Consider the following 16,815-nt stretch of genomic DNA (forward strand, 5'->3'; position numbering starts at 1 on the left):
TTTTAAAGGGTTGCGGGGTGCAGGCTCATGGAGGAGCAGGCGAAGCTCATCGCCGGCCGGTGACCTTTCCTTTTCAGCTGAAACCGAAAAATTTATAAACCTGAAGTCGTGAATCGCAACCGCCTGAGAGCGCCCCCACTCTTCTGCGCGGTGGTCGTGGTGTATGCAATGGATTTTGATTACTACGTTCTTGAGTTAGATAGCGTGGACGGGCCCCTCAGGGTCGAGGTGCAGTTCGAGGCGGGAAGCTTCCGCTTCATCATCGCCGACGGCTACGACCGCTACATCTACGAGGCTGTTGACTTAACCCCCGAGAACGTCTTCCTCCTCGCCTACGTCCTCTCCAAATACATCGAGCGGGTCCTCGGCGAGGAAGAGATAAGGGCCCTGCTCCGGTAACCTTTCTTTTTTGCCCCATTTGGGGCGTGCACGGGAGGTGGTTTTATGAAGGCCCATAAGCGTTATGAGGTTTATTTGAAGAGCACCTACGACGGCATCTTCGGAAGGTCCGTCAGAGGGGTCGAGCTCTCCCTTATACTCCTCGAAGATCATGCCCGCTTCAGCGGGGTTCTCAGCTTTCTCCTCCCCTACTCGGAGAAGAACGCCCGCGAGCTCCTTGAGCTCCTCAAGGTTCTCGTCGAGAAGGCCAAGCTTTACGCGGAGGCCGAAAACCTCCGCTGATTTTTTCTTTTCTTTTTTCAGAAAAATTTAATACGCCCGGCAACCAGAGGCATCTGGTGAGCCTCATGGAGGAGAAGCTCAAGGCTTGCAAGAACTGCCGCTGGTTCGGGCCGATTGACTCCTACTTTCAGACCTATGGAATATGCAGAAAGCACATGAAGACCGTCCACATGAACTTCGTTTGCGACGACTGGGAGCCGTTATGGGGCGAGCGCTAGGGCATCCCTCCAGTCGAAGGCCTTCGCGTTCTCGGGCTTTCTCGGGAGAAGGCCCTTGTCAGGGACTATCTCGAGTTCGGCGACCTTTCTATAATGGCCATTAGTATAACCACCGTTATACTAATTTTCACTCTTGTAATCCCTCACGCCCTACTGAAAGACCTCACGACACCGGCAAACAGCCACCGCCAGCTTTTTGAGGATTCGGGTGAAGGAAAGACCATGTCAATATTCGAAGTCCTCAAGCCGCTGAAGACCGAGATAGCTAAAGTCCACGTCTTCCCGCCGAGTGAGGGTGAGTTTGGAGAGTTCGGGTTCAACAACCCCGAGATAAACGCCCTTCTGGAGGAACTCGGCTTCACCCTCTACAGGCACCAGGTTGAAGCCCTCGAAAAGCTCTATTCTGGCAAAAACATCGTCGTGACGACCCCCACGGCGAGCGGGAAGAGCGAGATTTTTAGGCTGGCCATCTTCGACTCCTACCTCTCGGACCCGGGGAGGACTTACCTCCTCGTTTACCCCACAAGGGCCCTCATAAACAACCAGTTCGAGAAGTTCTCCCTTCAAAACCTAGTCTTCTACCGCATAACGGGAAAGAGCGTGAGCGCGAGGATTCTGACGGGAGACGTCCCCTGGAGCGAGAGGAGGGAGCTAATCCGCGAGAAGCCGAGGGTTGTCTTCACGACTCCCGACATGCTCCACTACAACGTCCTGCGTCGCTGGAGGGACTACGAGTGGCTTTTGAGGAACCTGCGTTATCTGGTTGTTGACGAGCTCCACGTTTACCGCGGTGTCTTCGGGAGCAACGCGGCGTGGCTTTTCAAACGCTTACTCTTCAGGCTAAAGCGCCTCGGAGTTAAACCCCAGATAATAGCCCTCTCCGCAACGCTGAGGAACCCGGAGGAGTTCGCGGAAAAGCTGTTCAGGGCAAGGTTCGAGGCGGTAACTGAGGCAACTAACCCCTTCCCGAGGAGGTATCTGGTGCTCTTCGAGCCGAGGAACCTCGAGGAGAGGCAGCTTTTGAAGGCCCTAGTCGAGAGGCTCGCCGAGAAAGGCATCAAGACCCTCGTCTTCTTCGACAGCAGGAAGGGGACCGAAAAGCTAATGCGCTTCCTCCTCAACTCGCCGGCCTTTTCAAGGACGAGCACCTATAAAGGAACGCTCCCAAAGAACATCCGCTGGGAGATAGAGAGGGACTTCAAGGACGGCAAACTCCTGGTTCTGCTCACCACCAACGCCCTTGAGCTGGGAATAGACATAGGCGACCTCGACGCGGTGATAAACTACGGCATCCCGCCGGATGGCCTCTTCTCCCTCATCCAGCGCTTCGGAAGGGCAGGGAGAAAGGCCGACCGCGAAGCCCTCAACGGCATCGTCCTGAGGAAGAACGGCCTCGACTACTACTACCGCGAGCACTTTGACGAACTTGTCGAGAGGCTTGAGAAGGGCATCATCGAGTATATGCCTGTGAAGACAGACAACGAGCGCATAGCGGAAAAGCACCTCCACTACCTGCTCACCGAGCTCGGAATCCTCGACTGGGACGAGCTGGACGAGTTTGAGAGGAAAATTGCCGAAAGGCTCGTCATCGAGCGCAAAGCAGACTTAAAGAAGAACCCTCTGACCGGGAAGCTGGAGCTCCGCCTCAGGAGGCCGGCCTTTAACTACTCCTCGCTGAGGACGGCCAGCGACGAGAGCTTCTTCCTGGTGAAGGACGAGCCGTGGATAAGGGGCAAGCTAATGGAAAAGGCATCAACGCGCGATCTCCTCAACTTCATCAACTGGCTCAAGATGAAGGGCTACGTCATAGAAGAGGTCGACACGGACGAGTACCACCGCTCGCTCCTGCCGGGAATGGCCTACTTCTCCAGAGGAGAACTCTACATGGCGATGGACAGGCTGAGCATAGGCAACTTCCACTTCGTCTTCGCGGGGCAGTTAAACCGCCTCTGGGACGTCGAGACCTTCGCCAGCAAGCGCGAGGACGTTGAAATCCTCGAGATTAAGGAGGAGAAGTCCTACAGGGGAGTAACGATAGGCCTCGGGAAGCTCCGCGTCCGGCACGTCTATACTGGCTACGCCGTTAAAGGCCTCGATACCGGCAACTACGTGGCTGAACTGGTGAAGCTGAAGGAGAGGGGAATTCTAAAGGGTGAAATCTTCTCTCCGGCGAGCGGGGAGAAGGTGGAAGCCGAGGAGGACTTCTCGATACTCAACTGGGAGAAGTTTGCGAAGGTCGAGTTTGAGGAACCGCACGTGAGGGAGTTCGAGACCGAGGGAGTTTGGCTCGTCTTCCCCGAGTGGATAAGGGACGTCCCGGCCGAGGAGTTCCGGGAGTTCCTTGGGAAGGCGGCTGAGAAAGGATTTGAAGACATCGCGTTCCATCTCTACGAGACCCTCGACAGGAGGAAGCTCTTCCCTCTCTACCTCGGGAGCACGAGCTTCATCATAAGGAAGATGATAGGCGATGCCCTCCAGAAGGCGGGCATAAACGACGAGGAGCTGGCCTTCGCGATAAAGAAGATGGTGGACAGCAAGGACGGGATTGGCTCCGCGCTCCACGCGATAGAGCACAACCTCATCAAGATAGCGCCGATATTCACCTACGTTGATTCGAGAGAACTTGGTGGCTACAGCTACGCGAGCTTTCCGGGAGAGCCCTACGTTGGGATGCCAGTGGTCTTCATCTACGACGGCAACGAAGGGGGAGCAGGTCTGGCGGAAATCATCTACGGGAACATTGAGAAGCTCATGGAGAAGAGCCTCGAGCACCTGAAGGGCTGCTCCTGCAAAGACGGCTGTCCCGTCTGCGTCCTCTCGCCCAAGTGCGGCACCTTCAACGAGTTCCTCGACAAGTGGAGCGCCATAAGGGTCTGGGAGAGGATTTTTGAAGAAGACGGTAAGTGAGGGCGATTTTTACACTCCATGTATTTACACGGTGTGTAAAAATCACAGTGGCCTCATAAACAGCGGCCTCAACCTTGCCCTGCCCCTCGTTTTCTCGGTCAAAAGCTCCATCAGGGGTTCAGCTTCGCCCTTCCTCGTCTCGACCGTGAACTTCACCAGCTCTCCGTACTCCTCGTCTACCACCTTTCCACCGGCACTCTCAACGGTCTCCCTAACCGTGTGAAAGAGGTTGTAAGGAAAGGTCACCTCAAAGCGCTCCGTCTCATAAACCTCCACTATCCCGGCGTTCTCAATGGCCAGGCTTGCCGCGTCGCTGTACGCTTTAACCAGCCCGCCGTAGCCGAGCTTTATGCCTCCAAAGTAGCGCGTAACCACGACCACGACGTTGCTTAGGCCCTTGTTCTGGATGACCTTGAGGACGGGCTTTCCGGCGGAGCCCTTTGGTTCGCCGTCATCGTCGTAGCGAACCGCGAAGTTCTTCCCGTCGTTAATGAGGTAAGCCGAAACGTTGTGGGTCGCGTCGCTGTGGTGGGCCTTTATCTTTGCTATGAAGGCCTTGGCTTCATCTTCCGTGTTTGCAGGAGAGGCGTAGCCTATGAAGACCGACTTCTTAACGATAAACTGGGCCGTTCCGGGGCCCTTCAGCGTCCTGTAACCCACCCTTCTCTCACCTCATCCCCTCAGCGTCGCTATGAGCTTTCTCTCATCGAGGAGCATCGCTATGGCATCTCTCACGTCCTTTACAACGATATCGCTCGCGAGTAGTGCATCAACGGTCGCTCCTTCAGGCCCGATTACGCAGAAAGCCAACTCCGCCCCTTCGAGCATGGCCACGTCATTGTTGCCGTTGCCAAGTGCCGCGTATGGGGCGTAACCTTTTGCAATCTCTGCTTTCTCCACTCCATTCGATACCCTCTCGACCCTCACGGGCAGGCCCTTGAGTTCTTCTTCAAGAGTGCCAAAGGTGTCGGCACTGAGAACCACAACGGTGTACTTATCCGCGAGCCTCTCAAGGAGGTGCTTTACCTCCTCGTTTATCCTTCCTCTTTCTCCCAGCGTCCCATTGAGGTCGAAGAGAACAGCTTTGAAATCGACCTTCCCGTAGTTCGGTACCTCCATGTTCCCACCGTAGGCACTGGGGTGCAAGGTTTTTAAGCTTTGAAGTCGACTTCGGTACATCCAAGAGATCAGAGTTAAACCACTGACTACTTGGAGGTAGAAGGCCATGAACCTGCTCCAGGAGCGCCTGAGGGATCCCGACGTGCTGATACGGCTAAACGCCTTCTTCCTAAGCTACTTCGGATGGGTGGCCTTCGGTGTTATCTACGGCGTCATCGGGAGATGGAGCGTCGACTTCACCCAGCAATTCCTTCGACTGCCCTTTACATCGAGGGACTTCGTCGTGGGGCTCGTGGAGTTCACCAAGGATACCCCACCCCTGTATGCGCTCTTCAACGCCGTTTACTACCTGGGTTTTGCGGGTTCCATAGCTCTCATTGTGGCCTACCTCCTCCTGTACCTTCGCGATCTGAACTCCTCAGACCAGCTCTTGGCCAGGTACCTCACTGCCTATGCCGTGGCCGGAGCGGTATACCTCGTGGTACACATCTACGCTCCCCATATAGTCTACAATCTTCCGGATACACTTCTGAGAACACCCTGCTAACGAGGCAGGAGTTTGTCCTGCCCTCGCTACACAACACATTCGCTACCATAAACATAATCACCCTCTGGAAATACCGCAAGAGGCTTGGAGGGAAGGCCCTCATACTCATCAACACGCTCATACCCTTCGCCACGGTCTTCCTTGGCCACCACTGGGTATACGACGTCCTCACTGGAATACTGCTCGGAGCGGCCGTCTCAAAGGCATCCTGGGGCTGGAGCATAAACATCTCCGAGAGGATATACCGGCTTGAGGTCTCATCCCTGCAGAGGGTCACAGTCTTCAACCTCCTCCTGGCCCTCATAGTGCTGGTCGTTGCGGCCAACCCGCAGAGGGCCCTGGAGGTCATCGGGGGCATGCTGGGAACCCCCTGAGAAAAACTTATAAACTCCCCACGGTTCTTTAACATCGGGTGCCGGGGTAGCCTAGCTCGGCAGGGCGGCGGACTCGTAATCCGCAGGTCCCGGGTTCAAATCCCGGTCCCGGCTCCACAATCCCCTCCGCGCGTCCGAGACCTCATTGCTATAGTGACCATCCTGACCTCCCTCAATGTACATTTGGTTATGAAAGTATTTGAAATTATCACAATATCACACCATATAACAGATTCTCCCCAATATTTGGAGATACAGTGTCGGTTTGTACATAGTCCAATGGGGACTCGCCGACAATCAAGAGCCTTCCGCTTTCCTAGTAGCGAAGTTTATAAGCGTGCGGGCCAAGAAGATACCATGCGCGGGGAATCCCTGGGAACACTCCTAGCACTCTTCGGCATGCTTCTGTATGGCTTTGAACCGGTGGTCATAAAGGCCAACCCATCAAACCCGGTGAGCTTCGCTGCATTCTCGGCCCTCTTCGCATCCCTCCTTCTCTGGATGGTGCTGGTTTTTGAGGGGAGTGGAAAGGAGCTTTGGGATAATCCTTCGGGGATAAAAATGGCCTTCCTCGTTGGGCTTTTTGGGACTGCCCTGGCCTATCTAGCATACTCCTTCGGAGCTAGGATGAGCACGGCAATAAACGCCGCCCTTATAACGAGGAGCGAGGTTCTCTGGTCGTTCCTTCTGGCAGGGATTTTCCTGGGGGAGAAAATAACCAGGCGGCTAGTGGCTTACTCCTCTTTAATCCTTGCCGGGCTCGTCCTCGTCATCACACAGGGCCGTGCCGTGGAGCCGCATCTTGGGGACGTTCTCCTTCTCCTCGTTCCGCTGTTCTGGCAGGCCGGGCACGTGATAGCCAAACGTCTCCCCTATCGCCCCATCACAATAGCAACCCTCCGGAACACCTTTGGTTCCCTGTTGCTCCTCCCCCTAGCGCTCCTGACCGGGCTGGAGTTCTCTCCCCTCGTTGTCGCTGAGGGAGTGATAATAGCCCTCGGCCAGGTGGTCTGGTACGGCTCCATAAAGCGCATAAACCTGTCGAAGGCCACCGCGATAATAACCCCCGCCCCAGCGGTCGCGATAGGCATAGGAATACTCACGGGGGAGACCCTGACGGCCTACCACCTCCTCGGCTTCGTCCTCATAAGCATCGGGACTCTGGGGGCGGTAAAGGTAGAAAGCGAGCTCAGAACTTGAGGTACGTCTTTATAAAGCGGATGACGTCCCGGGGACCAAAACGCCCCTCCCTGGCCGGGTCATATATCATGCTAACGGGCACCTCCTTTATCCTCGCGCCCATCTTCGCGGCCTTTAGCAGCATCTCGGTCTCGACCTCGTAGCGGTCGCTCTCTATCTCCGGCAGGAAGTCCCGTCTGTAAGCCCTGAAGCCGCTCTGGGTGTCGTAGATGTACGTTCTGAGCTTGAGGCGGATCAGTCTGGTTGTGATTATGTTGCTCAGCCGTCTGTGGAGGGGCCTCTTCCCGGCTTCCTCAACCTTCCGCGCCCCGATAACCATGTCCGCCTCTCCGTTGGCTATCGGCTCGACGAGTTTGATGATGTCCTCGGGCTTGTGCTGACCATCGGCGTCCATGAAGACAACAACGTCTCCGCTAGAGCTTTTCACCCCCTCACGCATCGCACAGCCTTTGCCGCAGTTCTTTTCCAGCCCGATGACATTTATCCTGGGGTCCTTCTCCGCAAAGACCCTCGCTACCTCATAAGTCTTGTCCGAGGAGCCGTCGTCGACCACTATTACTTCATCGACAAAATCCGGGATCTTCTCCAACACCAGGGGAAGGCGTCTCTCCTCGTTGTAGGCGGGAATGATAACGCTGATCCTCTTCCCCTTTAGCATTCACTCATCCTCCAGCTTCTCGAGGGCTTTTTGGGCCTTTCTCCTGAAGTCATCCTTGTCCAGGAACTCCCAGTAGTGCTCCTTGGCCGGGAACTTCCCGGCTTTGACCTCCTCCCGGTAGTTCTCAAGCGCCAGCCGCATCATTCCGCCAATGTCAGCGTACTTCTTGACAAAGGGCGGAACGTCCTCATAGATTCCAAGGAGGTCGTGCCAGACGAGAACCTGGCCGTCGACCCAGGGGCCAGAGCCTATGCCTATGGTTGGAATTGAGATTTCCTCCGTTACGAGCTTCGCAACATCTGCCAGGGTGAACTCCAAAACAACGGCAAACGCTCCCGCCTTTTCGAGGGCCTTTGCATCGCGGAGGATTTCCTCAATCTCCTCCTCAATTTCACCCATGAGCCTGTAGCCGCCTAGGCGAAGGTAGCGTTGCGGTGTTAACCCCGTGTGACCCATTACTGGAATGCCCATCCTAACCAGCTTCTTGACAAGCTTCCTGTGGTCGTAGCCGCCCTCGATCTTGACCGCGTCCGCTCCGGCCTGGATGAGTCTCACCGCGTTCTTAACACCCTCCTCAACGCTCACTTCGTAGCTTCCGAAGGGCATGTCCGCCAGAACTAGGGCGCGCTTTACGGCCTTTGCGACAGCCCTCGTGTGGAAGACCATTTGCTCCATACTTACGTTGAGTGTATTCGGCTCGCCGTAGACCACCATGCCGAGTGAATCGCCGATGAAGATTATGTCCATCCCGGCTTTGTCAGCTATCAGCGCGGAGGGATAATCGTAAGCCGTTACCATCGCTATCTTTTCTTTCCCCTTCATCTCGATTATGTGCCTCGGCGTTATCTCTCTCATGTCACCACCCACCCCATTTCGAGGCCTGTCTAATTAACCGTTTCGATTGGTTTATATACCTATTTAGGTAATTACCAATGGTGGTATAATGGGGAAGGTAAAGACCAGTGTTTATCTGGATGAGGAACTGTGGAAGGAGTTCAAAGAGCTGGCCCAGCGGGAGAAGAGCGAGGTCAGCAAGCTCCTTGAGGAGGCGCTGATGAACTACCTCATAAACGAAGTTTTGAAGGACGTAGACGACTCAGAGGTGCCCCTGTGGTTTGAGCCTCTGAAAGTCAAAGGAGAGAGCAGCGAGAAGCTCGTGAGGGAGATGAGAGATGACAGGGAGAAGCGTTTACTTGGACACTAGTGCAATTCTGAAGAGATACTTGGACGAAGAGGGCAGCGACGTTGTAAAGGAGCTCTTCAGGGACGCCTACCGGGGGGAGGTGAGGCTGGCCTTCAGCTTCTGGAATATCGGAGAGGTGATTGGCGTACTCGATAAAAGGCTGAGGAGGGAACAGCTCAGCAAAGATGAGTTCGACTTTCTGAAAAAAGGCTTCCTAGCGGAGGTGAAGCGGTTCACGAGGCTGGGCGTCTTAGAGGTCGTTCCCGTTCACTCCCTAATCCTGGCAGACGCCTGGAAGCTAATTGAGAAATATCACATGTATCAGGCCGATGCCCTGCAGATAGTCTCGGCAAAGTACGTGGAGGCGGGGAGCTTTTATACTGCCGACAAGAGGCTCCATCAGGTGGCAATCGAGGAAGGTCTAAACTCAATACTCCTTGGAGGTGGGTGAAATGAGAGAGTGGGAGCACTACGAGCACACGGCCGATATAGGCATCCGCGGATACGGCTCAACTCTTGAGGAAGCCTTTGAAGCGGTTGCTTTAGCGCTCTTCGATGTCATGGTGAACGTGAGAAAGGTGGAGCCTAGGGAATGCAGAGAGGTTGAGGTAGAGGGTGAGGATCTGATGGCACTCCTGTACAACTTCCTCGAGGAGCTTTTGGTGCTCCACGACATGGAGGGCCTCGTCTTTGGAGATGTAAAGGTTGAGATTGAAGAGAGTGGAGATGGCTACAAACTCAAGGCGAGAGCCTGCGGTGAGCCTCTCGACTACGAGAAGCATGAGCCGAAGGAGGAAGTAAAGGCGATAACCTACCACGATATGGAGATAAAGCAGCTGCCAGATGGGAGATGGATGGCCCAGCTGGTTCCAGACCTATGAGGTGGTCTCATGAGCGCGAAGGACAGGATAAGGGAAGTAAACCCCGAGTTCTACGAGCGCTATTCAAAGCTCGAAGACACTGACGAGTTCTGGGAGTTCATAGTGAAGCCGCTCAGGCAGAGCATAAGGGTGAACACGCTGAAGGCACCGCTGGAGGTCGTTGTTGAGAGATTGAGGGAGGAGTTTGAGCTTGAACCCATCCCCTGGGTTCGCGAGGGCTTCTTCATAAACGTCGACAACCTCGCGAAGGTTCCGGAGCACGGTCTGGGGCTGATATTCGGCCAGGAAGCGAGTTCGATGATTCCGCCCGTTGTGCTCGACCCTAAGCCGGGCGAGCTTGTCTTGGACATGGCCGCCGCGCCGGGTTCAAAGACAGGCCAGATAGCGCAGTACATGGAGAACGAGGGGTGCATAATAGCGAACGACCCCAAGCTCAGCAGGGCCAACGTCCTAATCGCGAACCTCAACAGGATGGGAGTTCTGATAGCGCGCGTCACCACGAGGGACGGGGCTTACTTCGCCCGCTTTGAGAAGGCCTTCGACAGGATACTCCTCGATGCTCCGTGCTCCTCGGTCGGAATGATAAGGAAGAAGTGGCGCTTTCTGGAAGAGTGGCGCCTGAAGGGCGTCATCAAGTACATGAACATCCAGAAGAGACTCATAAGGGCGGCCTACGACGCTCTAAAGCCCGGGGGGACGCTAGTCTACTCCACCTGCACGATAGACCCGCTGGAAAACGAGGAGGTGGTTGATTATCTCCTCAGGAAGACGGATGCGAGGCTGGAAAAAATAGACCTCCCCGTTAAAACAAGCGAGCCAGTCCTCGAATGGGAAGGAAGAGAGTACTCGCCCGAGCTGAAGAAGGCTCTCCGGATTCACCCGAACGACAACGACACTGAGGCGTTCTTCATAGCGAAGATAACCAAGCCGGAGGGAGGAGAATGAGCGGGGAGAGCATGGAAACTCCGAGAAACCCGAGAGAAGAAGTTGGAAAGGCGGACGACACCGAACTCGTGAAAAAACTCCTCATCGAAAACTACGGCTACGCTCCCGATTTGGTATACGAGATACGAGGGAGATACCATAAGGTCTACGCGTGGAAGCCGTGCTCCATTGAGATTAAAGGTCCCGATAGGCAGGGAATCTACTTTGCTCGAGTAGAGAGCGACGGGATAAGGCTCAGCATAGAGGGAAGCTTCTTAGTCGGGCCAAAGGCGACGAAGAACGTGGTTGAGCTCGACGATGAGAGGGTGAGGCGCTATCTGGCCGGTGAGAGCGTTGAGATTGGGGACAGAGAACTCCACGGCTGGGTGATAATTAAATGGCGCTCCTACTTCCTCGGCTCCGCGAAGGCCAAGGGGGGGAAGCTGATAAACTACGTGCCGGGGGAGAGGAGGCTGAGGCTTGACCTGTAGTCAAAAGTGTTCCTCGAAAGGTTAAAATAAATTTAGGGCGACCTAAGGTGGGGGTGAGAGGATGGTTCCGCTGAAGAGGATTGACAAAATCCGCTGGGAGATACCAAAGTTCGACAAGAGGATGCGCGTTCCGGGGAGGGTCTACGCCGACGACGCGCTAATAGAGAAGATGCGCCAGGACAGGACGCTTGAGCAGGCGGCAAACGTTGCGATGCTCCCGGGCATTTACAAGTACTCCATCGTAATGCCGGACGGACATCAGGGTTATGGCTTCCCAATCGGTGGGGTAGCTGCCTTTGACGTAAAGGAGGGAGTAATAAGCCCTGGAGGAGTGGGCTATGACATCAACTGTGGAGTACGGCTAATCCGAACAAATTTACGTGAGCAAGAAGTAAGACCTCGCATCAAGGAGCTCGTTGACACGCTCTTCAAGAACGTGCCAAGTGGCCTTGGAAGTAAAGGTCGCGTAAGGCTCCACTGGACACAGCTGGACGATGTTTTAGCGGACGGTGCCAAGTGGGCCGTTGAGAATGGCTACGGCTGGGAGGAGGACCTTGAGCACCTCGAAGAAGGCGGAAGGATGGAAGGCGCCGATCCGGAGGCGGTAAGCCAGAAGGCGAAGCAGCGTGGAGCGCCCCAGCTCGGCTCCCTCGGTTCTGGAAACCACTTCCTCGAGGTCCAGGTCGTAGATAAGATATTCAACGAGGAGATTGCCAAAGCCTACGGCCTCTTTGAGGGGCAGGTCGTTGTTATGGTTCACACCGGCTCGCGCGGTCTCGGTCATCAGGTTGCGAGCGACTACCTCAGGGTAATGGAGAAGGCCAACAGGAAGTATGGAATTCCGTGGCCCGACCGCGAACTGGTAAGCGTCCCCTTCCAGAGCGAGGAGGGGCAGCGCTACTTCAGCGCGATGAAGGCAGCTGCAAACTTCGCCTGGGCCAACAGGCAGATGATAACCCACTGGGTCAGGGAGAGCTTCGAGGAGGTCTTCAAGAGAAAGGCCGAGGACATGGAGATGCACATAGTCTACGATGTGGCGCACAACATAGCGAAGGTCGAGGAACACGAGGTTGACGGTAAGAAGGTCAAGGTCGTCGTCCACAGGAAAGGTGCAACGAGGGCCTTCCCTGCCGGACATCCGGACGTTCCCAGGGCCTACCGCGACGTCGGCCAGCCGGTTCTGATTCCAGGTTCAATGGGTACGGCCAGCTACGTCCTGGCTGGAGCAGAGGGCTCAATGAGAGAGACCTTTGGAAGCTCCTGCCACGGCGCCGGAAGGCTCCTGAGCAGGAAAGCCGCAACGAGGCAGTACCGCGGCGATAGGCTCAGGAACGAGCTCGCCCAGAGGGGCATCTATGTCCGCGCTGCATCGCTCCGCGTGGTTGCGGAAGAGGCACCCGGAGCCTACAAGAGCGTTGACAACGTCGTCAACACCGTCCACGAGGCTGGCATAGCCAACCTCGTTGCTAGAATGCGCCCGATGGGTGTTGCCAAGGGCTGATCTCTGCTCTCCCCGTTTCTTCCCTTGCACCTCCTTCAGGAACTCAGGGAAAACTGGGGAAAAAGAAAAGACGTCAATTCAGGTCGCTCGTGAGGAAGCGGGCGTAGGCAAGGGCGAAGGGGAGAAGCAGCATTATCATGAGCGCCGCGAGGTTGTTGAAGCCGTAGGTGAAGGAATCGCTAAGCGGGATGTAGTAGTTCATGAACCTGTCGCCGCCGAAGATGTAGTGGACGAGCTGGACGTAGTGGTGTGCTGGGTTTATCGAGTGGAGCCTGGCCATCCAGGTGTTGAGCTCGTCCTCCCACATCCCGTGAGCAGTCGTTCCCCAGGGCGGCTCGGGGCCGACGAACTTCGGTGCCACTATGCCGACCACTATGCCGTAGAACACCGTGAGGAAGATCGCCAGTCCCACCGCTGCCAGCATTGAGGTTTCCGGCTTCTTGGAGAGGGTGGAAAACAGAACTCCAAGGGAGAGAAAGACCAGGGTGTAGAGGATCGTCACGAGGGTCGCAAGGAAGCCCCTCAGCAGGGAGTCGCCGTCGAGGGGTATGCCAAGTATCAGCATCACCGCGACCATGACTACATAGGATACGAGGTAGGTCACCGCTATCAACGTCCCGATCCCGAGGAACTTGCCGTTGATGACCTCGTCGCGGTAGACGGGGTGTCCGAGCAGTACCTTCGCCGTGCCGTTCTCGACCTCCCTGTTTATCGCGTCCGCCCCCAGGGCCGCTCCGAGAACCGCTCCGAGGACGGTGATTATCATCATGTTGACCGTGAATAGCATGGCGAAGGGCGTCGTGTAGACTTCGGCGTTGACGCCCCAGAGGTAGAGCTCGTTGGACTCAACGCCCGGGACGCCCATTTGTATCAGGTAATCCTTGATCGCGTAGACAGCCAGCCCAAAAATTATGAAGTAGATGGCGACGATAACTCCAAAGCGCCTGCTCTTCACCGAGGTGTAGAGTTCCTTGAGGGCGATGTTCCAGGCCGGGTTCATCTCCTGCCGACCCTCCTCATCAGCCATATCACGACGCCGAAGGCCAGTACCAGGAGGACGACCCCGATCCACGTCCCGCTGGAACCCTGCGTAACCCTGACCGTTATCACGGTTTCGGCCTTTGCTTGATCACCAGCGGCGGTTACCGTTATCGTGTACGTTCCTGCCGGGGCCGACTTGGGGACGCGGACTCTAAGCTCGACTCTGTTTGGTCCTGGGTAGGTGACGACGTTGCCGTAAGCCTCGGCCCCCACGCGGCTTATCGTTGGCGGCAAAACCTCGACGTCCCAGCCGTTAGGGGCCTGGACCGTGAACTTGACGTTGGTTACCGTACCTGTGGCGTCCACCCAGAGGTTCGTGGCTGTACTTCCCCCAGCTCTCACGGTCAATGAGGGCATTTCCGCATCCAAACGGAGGAAGGCGGGGTTTTCAACATGGATCGTCAGAGGGAGCTCCCTCTTCGAGGCACTTCCTGAAACAACGACCCTGGCGTTGAGGTCGCCGGACTCGACGTTGAAGGGCGGGAAGAGTACCAGGTAAGCGGTGGCGCTGTCTCCGCTATCCACCTTGATGCTCCCAACCGGGACGGCTCCGTTCGGGTCCTGGCTGACGACGTAGATCCACCCGTCGGGGAGGCCCTCCACCGTCACCCGGTACTCGTCGTCCCTCGAACCGAGATTCTGAATTACTATCTCTGTGCTTCCGCTGCCGCTGGGTCCGGTGGTCAGTACGTCCCGCTCGAGCTTCGCCGTGAAGTAGTACTCAGCGCGCTTCAGCTCGAGCTGGAGGGTCTTTTCCTCCCCGTCGGAGAGCTTCACTTTCTCGCTAACGGGAGAGCAACCTTCCGCCCCGGCGGTAACGGTGTATTCGCCCGGCTTCAGCTCGAGATCAACGGAGCCAGCTGGGGATGTTGTGACGTTTCTGTCCTCAACGGCAACCCATCCCCTGACCGGGTTGCCGCTCTCGTCTGTGAGGACTACGGTGAGCTTCGCTGGCTGGCCGAGGTAGGTCTTGTAGACGTAGACGTCAAGGCTGTATGCCCTTCCGTTGAGGGTGAAGCCAATCCTGTGGTCTCCCAGGGTGGCGTTCCTCGGTACCTCCACCATCAGACTGGCAGTAAAGCTCCCTTCGACCTCAAAGCTCCTCAGCCTGTACTGGCCGTTGGTCAGGTAGACCGTCCATCCCTCAGGCAGTTCGCCGGGCTCGAACTCAACCTTTCCTGTGCCGCTGAAGGACACCGGGACGCTGAGGGCAGTCCCCGCCTCTGCCTCGAGGCTCAGGTAGGGGAGGGAAACTTCTATCCCGGCGCTCTCGACCTCAAGGGTTCCGGTGAAGTTCCCCACGGCGAACCTAATCGCTCCACTGCTGATGGGCTCGATGTGGAGGATCAGGCTGACCGTTCCCCTGGGCGGGACGGATATTTCGCCGACTTCGATGCCCCCGTAGAGGAAGCTCGCGCTCCAGCCTTCTGGAAGGGAAAGCACCCTCAGCGGGAGGGTCAGCTCGGCGTCGGTGGAGCTAGCCACTGTTATGGGCAGGTCAACCGGTCCCGAGGCCTTCACCTTCCCGTAGGGGTAGAAGACCGTGTAGTCCGCGCTGATGGTTTCTGAGGCAGGGGAAGCAGCGTAGACCTTAACCTCCTTCCCGTTGTACTCGAGGGCGACGAGATCAACCACCGCGCTTCCATTGACTTCGAGCGTCCTCACGACGCCGTTCACCGAGACGTCGATGGTCCTGTTCCCCACAGCGGTTACCTCAACCGTCGTGCCGTTGAAGCTCAACTTGGCCCCTACCTTGGGCTCGAGCGAGCCGACGAACCTCGGCTTGACCGACACCACGATGAAGCCGCCATCCGGGGTGTAACTGCCCATGATTATCCTGATGTCGTCGCGCTCTATCTCGGTTCCGAAGACGAAGGGTTTAAGCTCCAGTATCCTGCTCCCGTTCCTGAGCATGAGGTACATGGAGTATGGGCTTCCTCCAGCCGACTTGACGATGGTTATGGTGTAGTCACCTACCACTACCGCATGCCCGCCGGCGAGCCTGCCCTCAAAAACCGTCACGTAGGGCTGAGCTCCCACCAGCGGGAGCAGAAGGGCAACCGACAGCAGAAACGCGAGAACCTTCTTCATTTCTCCTCCCTCCCATATATCGTCTTCAGGAAAACGTCCTCGAGGCTCGGCTCCTCTATCTCAAGGCTGAGGATGGTTATTCCCCTCGAGGAAAGGTTCTTGGAGAGCCATTCCCTTATGTCCGAGCGGGCAAATATTATGGCCCGGTTGGGGGCGACGCGCTCGAGACGGGTTATATCCTCGTGCCCGATCTCCGGCAGCGGTTCCTTCGTTTCGACCTTTATCTCGTAGCCCTCAAGCTCCATGAACTGCCGCTTTATGTCCCCGATGGGTCCAACGGCCTTGAGCTTTCCGCGGACGATTATGCCGACGCGGTCGCTGAGCTCCTCGACCTCGCTGAGAACGTGGCTGGAGAAGAAGACCGTCTTTCCCTCCGCCTTTGCTTCTCTGATCACCTCCTTGACGAGGTGGGCTCCCTCCGGATCGAGGCCGCTCGTCGGCTCGTCGAGGATTAACAGTTCCGGGTCGTTTATGAGGGTCTGGGCTATCAAAAGCCTCTGCTTCATTCCCTTGGAGAAGGTCTTGGCCTTCCGGTAGCGGACCTCCCAGAGACCCACCCTCTTGAGGAGCTCGGTTATCCTATTCTCCTTCTCCGCGTTGCTCATCCTGTAGAAGTTCGCGAAGAACTCGAGGTTCTTCCACGCTGTAAGCTCGCCGTAGACGGTCGCGTTCTCCGGGAGGTAGCCTATCCTCTCCTTTATCTTCAGGGGCTCCCTGGCCATGTCCATGCCAAGTATCTGTATCCTTCCCCCGTCGGGGATTATGATCCCGAGCATGCTCAGGATCGTGGTCGTCTTCCCGGCCCCGTTCGGCCCAAGAAACCCAAAAACCTCGCCATTCTCAACCTCGAAGGTGAGCCCGTCGACGGCCCTAAAGCGGCCGTACGACTTTGTGAGGTTTTCAACGGTTATGGCCTGAGTGGACATACTAGGCACCCCACATAATGGTAAGATTTTGCTAATTCTAAGTGTAGTCGGGGGTCAGGGTTTTAAACTTTAC

At 56.4% G+C, this 16,815-nt stretch carries 20 protein-coding genes and 1 tRNA gene; 14 read left to right on the forward strand and 7 right to left on the reverse strand.

The features are described 5' to 3' along the window. Window positions 1-168 precede the first annotated feature (168 nt). From A3L08_RS07475 to A3L08_RS07485, 4 genes are all read left to right on the forward strand, one after another. On the forward strand, window positions 169-399 hold the full coding sequence (locus tag A3L08_RS07475) for a hypothetical protein (RefSeq protein ID WP_232461788.1): 231 nt from the start codon (window positions 169-171) through the stop codon (window positions 397-399). 45 nt (window positions 400-444) lie between these two features. Continuing rightward, window positions 445-681 (forward strand): hypothetical protein, encoded by a 237-nt coding sequence (locus A3L08_RS07480; protein ID WP_088854423.1) that lies wholly within the window; start codon window positions 445-447, stop codon window positions 679-681. Window positions 682-737: 56 nt separating this feature from the next. Continuing rightward, a complete protein-coding gene (locus A3L08_RS09915) occupies window positions 738-899 on the forward strand; it encodes a hypothetical protein (RefSeq protein WP_157721600.1) in 162 nt (53 codons plus the stop codon). Window positions 900-1,121: 222 nt separating this feature from the next. Next, window positions 1,122-3,806: a DEAD/DEAH box helicase gene (locus tag A3L08_RS07485; protein ID WP_088854424.1), complete on the forward strand. Its 2,685-nt coding sequence runs from the start codon at window positions 1,122-1,124 to the stop codon at window positions 3,804-3,806. A gap of 42 nt (window positions 3,807-3,848) precedes the next feature. Here A3L08_RS07485 and A3L08_RS07490 read toward each other — a convergent pair whose 3' ends face one another. Next, entirely contained in the window at window positions 3,849-4,466 is a 618-nt protein-coding gene (locus A3L08_RS07490; RefSeq protein ID WP_088854425.1) for a YigZ family protein, read from the reverse strand. A 12-nt stretch (window positions 4,467-4,478) separates the two neighbouring features. Beyond that, window positions 4,479-4,925 carry an HAD family hydrolase gene (locus A3L08_RS07495; protein ID WP_088854426.1) on the reverse strand — a complete coding sequence of 149 codons (447 nt, stop codon included), beginning with the start codon at window positions 4,923-4,925 and terminating at the stop codon, window positions 4,479-4,481. A gap of 106 nt (window positions 4,926-5,031) precedes the next feature. Between A3L08_RS07495 and A3L08_RS10150 the strand changes: the two genes are divergently transcribed. From A3L08_RS10150 to A3L08_RS07510, 4 genes are all read left to right on the forward strand, one after another. Next, a complete protein-coding gene (locus A3L08_RS10150) occupies window positions 5,032-5,472 on the forward strand; it encodes a hypothetical protein (protein WP_232461795.1) in 441 nt (146 codons plus the stop codon). Between the two features lie 17 nt (window positions 5,473-5,489). After that, window positions 5,490-5,846: a phosphatase PAP2 family protein gene (locus tag A3L08_RS10155; protein ID WP_232461789.1), complete on the forward strand. Its 357-nt coding sequence runs from the start codon at window positions 5,490-5,492 to the stop codon at window positions 5,844-5,846. Window positions 5,847-5,886: 40 nt separating this feature from the next. Continuing rightward, window positions 5,887-5,963: transfer RNA gene (locus A3L08_RS07505), tRNA-Thr, on the forward strand. A gap of 240 nt (window positions 5,964-6,203) precedes the next feature. Continuing rightward, on the forward strand, window positions 6,204-7,046 hold the full coding sequence (locus A3L08_RS07510) for a DMT family transporter (protein ID WP_088854427.1): 843 nt from the start codon (window positions 6,204-6,206) through the stop codon (window positions 7,044-7,046). Here the strand turns inward: A3L08_RS07510 and A3L08_RS07515 are convergent. Together A3L08_RS07515 and panB are read right to left on the reverse strand one after the other, a co-directional pair. Further along, window positions 7,036-7,704, reverse strand: a complete 669-nt coding sequence (locus A3L08_RS07515) for a glycosyltransferase family 2 protein (RefSeq protein ID WP_088854428.1) — start codon at window positions 7,702-7,704, stop codon at window positions 7,036-7,038. The two genes, A3L08_RS07510 and A3L08_RS07515, sit on opposite strands and share 11 nt — an antisense overlap. Further along, window positions 7,705-8,559: a 3-methyl-2-oxobutanoate hydroxymethyltransferase gene (gene panB, locus A3L08_RS07520; protein ID WP_088854429.1), complete on the reverse strand. Its 855-nt coding sequence runs from the start codon at window positions 8,557-8,559 to the stop codon at window positions 7,705-7,707. It abuts the gene before it with no gap. A gap of 88 nt (window positions 8,560-8,647) precedes the next feature. On the opposite strand from panB, the gene A3L08_RS07525 reads away from it, so the two are divergent. The 6 genes from A3L08_RS07525 to A3L08_RS07550 all read left to right on the forward strand — a co-directional run bounded on the left by A3L08_RS07525 (window position 8,648) and on the right by A3L08_RS07550 (window position 12,684). Next, window positions 8,648-8,908 carry a ribbon-helix-helix domain-containing protein gene (locus A3L08_RS07525; protein WP_088854430.1) on the forward strand — a complete coding sequence of 87 codons (261 nt, stop codon included), beginning with the start codon at window positions 8,648-8,650 and terminating at the stop codon, window positions 8,906-8,908. Next, on the forward strand, window positions 8,877-9,338 hold the full coding sequence (locus A3L08_RS07530; protein WP_088854431.1) for a type II toxin-antitoxin system VapC family toxin: 462 nt from the start codon (window positions 8,877-8,879) through the stop codon (window positions 9,336-9,338). The genes A3L08_RS07525 and A3L08_RS07530 overlap by 32 nt, the downstream gene beginning before the upstream one ends. 1 nt (window position 9,339) lies before the next feature. Further along, window positions 9,340-9,768, forward strand: a complete 429-nt coding sequence (locus A3L08_RS07535; RefSeq protein ID WP_088854432.1) for an archease — start codon at window positions 9,340-9,342, stop codon at window positions 9,766-9,768. Between the two features lie 9 nt (window positions 9,769-9,777). Then, complete coding sequence (locus A3L08_RS07540; RefSeq protein ID WP_088854433.1) at window positions 9,778-10,713, forward strand: tRNA (cytosine(49)-C(5))-methyltransferase; 936 nt, start codon at window positions 9,778-9,780, stop codon at window positions 10,711-10,713. Between the two features lie 11 nt (window positions 10,714-10,724). Then, the gene (locus A3L08_RS07545) at window positions 10,725-11,183 is read left to right on the forward strand and encodes a methyltransferase RsmF C-terminal domain-like protein (protein WP_088854917.1); all 459 of its coding nucleotides are present in this window, start codon (window positions 10,725-10,727) and stop codon (window positions 11,181-11,183) included. Between the two features lie 61 nt (window positions 11,184-11,244). Beyond that, complete coding sequence (locus tag A3L08_RS07550) at window positions 11,245-12,684, forward strand: RtcB family protein (protein ID WP_088854434.1); 1,440 nt, start codon at window positions 11,245-11,247, stop codon at window positions 12,682-12,684. Between the two features lie 73 nt (window positions 12,685-12,757). Here the strand turns inward: A3L08_RS07550 and A3L08_RS07555 are convergent, their stop codons facing one another. Genes A3L08_RS07555 through A3L08_RS07565 form a run of 3 tightly spaced genes read right to left on the reverse strand, consistent with a single transcriptional unit; the run spans window position 12,758 to window position 16,742 of the window. Beyond that, window positions 12,758-13,711, reverse strand: a complete 954-nt coding sequence (locus A3L08_RS07555; RefSeq protein ID WP_232461700.1) for an ABC transporter permease — start codon at window positions 13,709-13,711, stop codon at window positions 12,758-12,760. Continuing rightward, the gene (locus A3L08_RS07560) at window positions 13,681-15,816 is read right to left on the reverse strand and encodes a COG1470 family protein (RefSeq protein ID WP_088854436.1); all 2,136 of its coding nucleotides are present in this window, start codon (window positions 15,814-15,816) and stop codon (window positions 13,681-13,683) included. The genes A3L08_RS07555 and A3L08_RS07560 overlap by 31 nt, the downstream gene beginning before the upstream one ends. After that, the gene (locus A3L08_RS07565) at window positions 15,813-16,742 is read right to left on the reverse strand and encodes an ABC transporter ATP-binding protein (RefSeq protein ID WP_088854437.1); all 930 of its coding nucleotides are present in this window, start codon (window positions 16,740-16,742) and stop codon (window positions 15,813-15,815) included. The genes A3L08_RS07560 and A3L08_RS07565 overlap by 4 nt, the downstream gene beginning before the upstream one ends. Between the last annotated feature and the right edge of the window lie 73 nt (window positions 16,743-16,815).

The sequence above is a fragment of the Thermococcus pacificus genome (assembly GCF_002214485.1).
Classification (GTDB): Archaea; Methanobacteriota_B; Thermococci; order Thermococcales; family Thermococcaceae; genus Thermococcus; species Thermococcus pacificus.

Coding starts and splice junctions, on each gene's coding strand:
- A3L08_RS07475 (WP_232461788.1), top strand. CDS start 169: ATGGATTTTGATTACTACGTTCTTGAGTTAGATAGCGTGGACGGGCCC.
- A3L08_RS07480 (WP_088854423.1), top strand. CDS start 445: ATGAAGGCCCATAAGCGTTATGAGGTTTATTTGAAGAGCACCTACGAC.
- A3L08_RS07485 (WP_088854424.1), top strand. CDS start 1,122: ATGTCAATATTCGAAGTCCTCAAGCCGCTGAAGACCGAGATAGCTAAA.
- A3L08_RS07495 (WP_088854426.1), bottom strand. CDS start 4,925: ATGGAGGTACCGAACTACGGGAAGGTCGATTTCAAAGCTGTTCTCTTC.
- A3L08_RS10150 (WP_232461795.1), top strand. CDS start 5,032: ATGAACCTGCTCCAGGAGCGCCTGAGGGATCCCGACGTGCTGATACGG.
- A3L08_RS07510 (WP_088854427.1), top strand. CDS start 6,204: ATGCGCGGGGAATCCCTGGGAACACTCCTAGCACTCTTCGGCATGCTT.
- A3L08_RS07515 (WP_088854428.1), bottom strand. CDS start 7,704: ATGCTAAAGGGGAAGAGGATCAGCGTTATCATTCCCGCCTACAACGAG.
- panB (WP_088854429.1), bottom strand. CDS start 8,559: ATGAGAGAGATAACGCCGAGGCACATAATCGAGATGAAGGGGAAAGAA.
- A3L08_RS07525 (WP_088854430.1), top strand. CDS start 8,648: ATGGGGAAGGTAAAGACCAGTGTTTATCTGGATGAGGAACTGTGGAAG.
- A3L08_RS07530 (WP_088854431.1), top strand. CDS start 8,877: ATGACAGGGAGAAGCGTTTACTTGGACACTAGTGCAATTCTGAAGAGA.
- A3L08_RS07535 (WP_088854432.1), top strand. CDS start 9,340: ATGAGAGAGTGGGAGCACTACGAGCACACGGCCGATATAGGCATCCGC.
- A3L08_RS07540 (WP_088854433.1), top strand. CDS start 9,778: ATGAGCGCGAAGGACAGGATAAGGGAAGTAAACCCCGAGTTCTACGAG.
- A3L08_RS07545 (WP_088854917.1), top strand. CDS start 10,725: ATGGAAACTCCGAGAAACCCGAGAGAAGAAGTTGGAAAGGCGGACGAC.
- A3L08_RS07550 (WP_088854434.1), top strand. CDS start 11,245: ATGGTTCCGCTGAAGAGGATTGACAAAATCCGCTGGGAGATACCAAAG.
- A3L08_RS07555 (WP_232461700.1), bottom strand. CDS start 13,711: ATGGCTGATGAGGAGGGTCGGCAGGAGATGAACCCGGCCTGGAACATC.
- A3L08_RS07560 (WP_088854436.1), bottom strand. CDS start 15,816: ATGAAGAAGGTTCTCGCGTTTCTGCTGTCGGTTGCCCTTCTGCTCCCG.
- A3L08_RS07565 (WP_088854437.1), bottom strand. CDS start 16,742: ATGTCCACTCAGGCCATAACCGTTGAAAACCTCACAAAGTCGTACGGC.